This is a genomic window from Xenorhabdus indica (assembly GCF_014467235.1).
Lineage (GTDB): Bacteria > Pseudomonadota > Gammaproteobacteria > Enterobacterales > Enterobacteriaceae > Xenorhabdus > Xenorhabdus indica.
Genome location: NZ_NKHP01000056.1, coordinates 1 through 4182 on the forward strand (window position 1 = coordinate 1; position 4182 = coordinate 4182).

4 protein-coding genes are annotated in these 4182 nt (G+C 56.8%); all 4 read right to left on the reverse strand.

Features of this window, described 5'->3' with window-relative positions; genetic code table 11:
* On the reverse strand, positions 1 to 299 hold a 299-nt coding region (locus Xind_RS19290; RefSeq protein ID WP_187650904.1), incomplete at its 3' end, for a hypothetical protein.
* An 11-nt stretch (positions 300 to 310) separates the two neighbouring features.
* A complete protein-coding gene (locus Xind_RS19295) occupies positions 311 to 667 on the reverse strand; it encodes a DUF4150 domain-containing protein (protein ID WP_187650905.1) in 357 nt (118 codons plus the stop codon).
* Entirely contained in the window at positions 660 to 1877 is a 1218-nt protein-coding gene (locus Xind_RS19300) for a DUF2169 family type VI secretion system accessory protein (RefSeq protein ID WP_187650906.1), read from the reverse strand. The genes Xind_RS19295 and Xind_RS19300 overlap by 8 nt, the downstream gene beginning before the upstream one ends.
* Positions 1878 to 1892: 15 nt before the next feature.
* Positions 1893 to 3842 carry a type VI secretion system Vgr family protein gene (locus Xind_RS19305; protein WP_187650907.1) on the reverse strand — a complete coding sequence of 650 codons (1950 nt, stop codon included), beginning with the start codon at positions 3840 to 3842 and terminating at the stop codon, positions 1893 to 1895.
* Between the last annotated feature and the right edge of the window lie 340 nt (positions 3843 to 4182).

Genomic DNA, 4182 nt, shown 5'->3' on the forward strand with positions numbered 1-4182 from the left:
TCTTTCTCTTCTTCCCATTCTTCCTTTGGAAATTCACCCCTTTTGAATTTTTCAACGGTATCCTGAGCCGTTTTCTTAAAAGCCTGAGCTTCGAAGTCAGCGTCTGCCTGGTTATAGTGAACGTCTAATTCCGGGTTGTCGCCGTAATCGCCGTAAAAACGGGCGCTTTGCCGGTATAATGTCTCTGCATTGCTGAGCGCTTTCTCCGCCTCAGCCTGTGTGCGAATGTTAAATTCTTTACAATATTCTTCGGCTCTGACATCGTTGCTATCGGGTGTGACGAGCATCTTATCTGACATGGTTTCCCTCCTTATGTCCCGTTCATCCAAAATTTGTCCCCGTGGCGCAGCACCAGCTTGTTGCCGGCCCGTACCGTGCGGGTATGCTCCTGCGGATGGCATTTTCCGCCGACGGTGCTGCTTTTGACGCCATTCGCTACGCCGGGCTGGTCGCCCAGTGTCTGCGGCACAAAGCTCTGGGCAAATACCACCACCGGCTGGCCATTGGCGCGCACGGTTTTTTCCGGGGCTGAGCTGTCTGCCAGTTTCGCCACCACCGGATAGGGGATGGGTGGGGTGGAAGGCCCCATCGGGGTTTTGCACACGTCCGGCAGCATGCCGATAATCATCCAGGTGCCCGCGGTACGGGCGATGTAGTTATCAGCCATCTTTTTTCTCCTCTTCCAGTGGCGCCAGTTTGAGTAACGGCGCATCCGGGTTGATTTCAAACCGGGCTTCGGCGACCCGTACGGGCAGAGAGGCTTTGAAGCTCAGACGGCAGGTTATATGCAGTGTTCTGGCTTCGCTGTCGATAATGAGCGTATCGAGGCGCATCGGCACGGGCAGTAGCATGCCGTTGTGCATCCGCAGCAGGATAAACGGGCGGTGTCCCGGCAGTTTGACATGCAGGTCACTGTGAAGCGTCAGGCCGCTCAGGGTGAGGGCGATATCGGTGTCCGGCCAGTCAATCTGCTGGTCAGCCGGTGCCCCGTTCCAATAGCCGAAGTCAAAATCTTTCGGCAGGTAAGGGTGGCGATGTTCCAGCCAGTCGGCATCGTAAGTGCCGGCAAGCTGGCGGCGGGGCAGCCACGGGCGACCGATAAACCCCATTCCCTGCGGCTGACAGGCCGGGGTATCAGTCGGTAATGTACTGTTCAGTTGCGCGGCAAAATGCTGCGCGGTCAACGGCGCATCCGGGCGGGTAATACGTGGGGCAGGGTAGCGGGTGAGTTGTTTGGCATCGGCATACCACGGTGTGATAAATCCCATCCCCAGCGGGTTGGTTTCACAAACGGCATGGGCAACCGGGGCATTTTCCCCGTCCGGGTGCTGCTGGCGCTGTTCGGGGGTCAGTCGGTCACGCTCTTTGAGGTGTTGGCTCGCTTTATCGTCTGCCTGAATTTTGCACTCACCCCCAAAGGCGTAGCGATAATCCAGTGGCAGTGTCGTAAAGGGTTTCGGTGCCGTCAGTTGCCAGTTGCCGCTGGTGTCACGGATAAATTCCCGTTCACCGATTACGGTGAGTGTTTTGTCAAGCAGGGTCTGGCCCTGCTTAGTTTGTACCTGCAACCGCACGGGAAATTCGGTACAGGGCTTACCTTCTGGCGCATAAGCCGTGCCGTTGACAATCACGTCGCAGCGCGGTTTAAACGGCGCAAGGTCACTTTCCTGCAACACCTGCGAAGCATTCATCTGCCCGCGGTATTCATCCTGTAAACACAGGGGCGGGGCGGGCAATAATTCGGCGACGTACTCCCCCTCTCCGGCAGGCATCAGTTGGTAGCCAATTTTCATGACCGCGACGTGATGCCCGGTATCTTCGACATCGCACATCGAATAGTTCATCACCGCGAAGGGCGTCAGGTTACGAAATTCCATCTCAGTCCGTCCTTGTTAGTTCAGGTCGATGTCTTTGCCGGTGATTTGTACCGGGCCACTGGCCTCAAATTTGAACTCACTGCCCTGAATGGTGATTTTACCCTCGCTATCCATACGCAGGACGCTGGCACCGCATTTCAGCTCAATCACATCACCGGCATTGATAGACAAGGTATTGCCGACAATAACGGATTTGTGAAGCCCCACCTGTTCAGTCTGGCTGGCGCCGACGGTGGTGTTCATGCTGGCCCCGACGGTCAGTGCATAAATCATGCCGATGGTTTCCGTGCTGGTCATTTTCACCATCTCGTTTTTGTGTGCATTCACCTTGATGGTCTGGTTTTTCTCCACCGTTTCGCTGTGGTTAGCCAGTACATGGGTCTCACGGTCATTGAGTACCTTGGTATTCATGTCTTTCTGCGCATGCAATGACAGCAGTTCACTGCCCTTGGCATCTTCAAACAGCAGTTCGTTATACCCTTGTCCTTTGTGGGTTTTGGAGCGGAACGCCATCTGGGTTTTACTGCCCGGTAGGTTCCCCGGTGGGATATTGCTGGCATGATAGGTCCGCCCGGTGACGATGGGCTGGTCGGGGTCACCGTGCAGGAAATCCACCACCACTTCCTGTCCGATGCGTGGAATGGCCAGCATGCCCCAGCCCTGACCGGCCCACGGTTGACTGACCCGTATCCAGCAGGAGCTTTGGTCATCGCTCTTGCCGTAACGGTCCCACGGGAATTGCAGGCGCACCCGCCCGTACTGGTCACAGAAAATCTCCTCCCCCGCCGGGCCGACGACTTTGGCAATTTGCGGCCCATCAATCACCGGTTTCGGCAACGGTGCCGGACGCCAGTTCTGGTTCTGGCGGATAAAGTGGAAGTGACTGTGCAGCGTTGTACCGGAGCCGGCGCTGGCGGTTTCCAGTGCCTGGGGCTGGCTGCCGCTGTGGCTGGTCGCAACGGTCTGCCACGACTGGTTCAGGTCCAGGCGGGGATGATTATCGAGAATGAACAGTTTGCCCGGTTGCAGGGCGATGGCATTGCCACTGCCCTGTCCGGTCACGGCGTCGTTGCGCAGCGCCTCCAGCCGGTAGCGGGTAAAATCTTTGCCATGCGCCTCGTCCTTGAAACGGCCCGGATAGTCGTAGTGCTCGTAATACAACTGTTGCAGGTTTTCATCCCGCATCTGTTGCTGAAATTCTGCCGGCCAGGCCGGGTTTTTGAAAGTGTAATCCTTAAGCTGTACCTGAGCCGGTCGTACCTGTGCGCTGCTGGTCAGACTGCTGACCGCCGGTTCCCCCAGCGTACTGCCTTCGTCCGGCTGATAGGGCAGACGGATGCCCGGCGGCACTGAACCACAGTCGTCGGCGTATACCAGCGTGTTGCGCCCGTTACGGCATTCAAAGAAGTAGAAAATGCCTTCTTCCGCGGTTAGTCGTTGCAGAAAATCAAAGTCGCTTTCCTGATACTGTACGCAGAATTCGCGCTCCGGGTGCGGGTGACGCAGCCTGAATTCCACGTCACGGATGCTGTGCTCTTTGAGGATCTTGGTGATGATGCCGGCGATGTTGAGTTGCTGAAAGATACGCGAGTTCTGTCGCAGAGTGGTGCGCCACAGGTCGGGGCGGATACTCATCCGGTAGGTGGTCTGATGCAGGCCAGTATTGCCCTGCTCAAAGCGGGTAACGATGCCGGTGACGCTGCGCTGTTCAATACCGTTCTGCAGAATGGTCAGCGTCGCTGTGCGGTCAAGTACCAGCGGGAAATCTATAGCAGGGTCAGCACTCGCCAGCCCCACTTCCAGCACAAAGGGGCGTGAGAAGTGTTCGCTCAGGCTGAAGTCAGTGACGACAAAGGTCTGTGCCGGTAAGCCACCTGCTGTCAGGGTGAACAACAGGCCGCTGGGGTCAGCGCCGCCAAGTAATCCCAGTTGCTGACCGACTTGCTGCAACAGTTTGCCTGCCATTGAGTCACCCGTAGCGGCCCGGACAGCCAGTCCGGCTTTTTGTCCTGCGCCACCGGCAAAGCCGCCGCCCATACCGCTGATCATGCTATCAGCACCGAGGCCACCGGCTGCTTTGCCTGAACTCCCCGCAAAACCTCCGCCACTGATTAGGCTACCGGCACCGGCAGCAGAATTACCCTTCGCCCCCGTCAACAGGCCTTTGGCCTGTTTCGCTATTTGTGTCGTTTGCTGTCCTTGTTCCAACAGCGCGTTTCCTTTCTTTAATTTTGTGAGGTGCTTTTTCACTGACATATTCTGTCTCCCTGAGATGATGGAATGTTATGAAATAGGCTATCCCGCC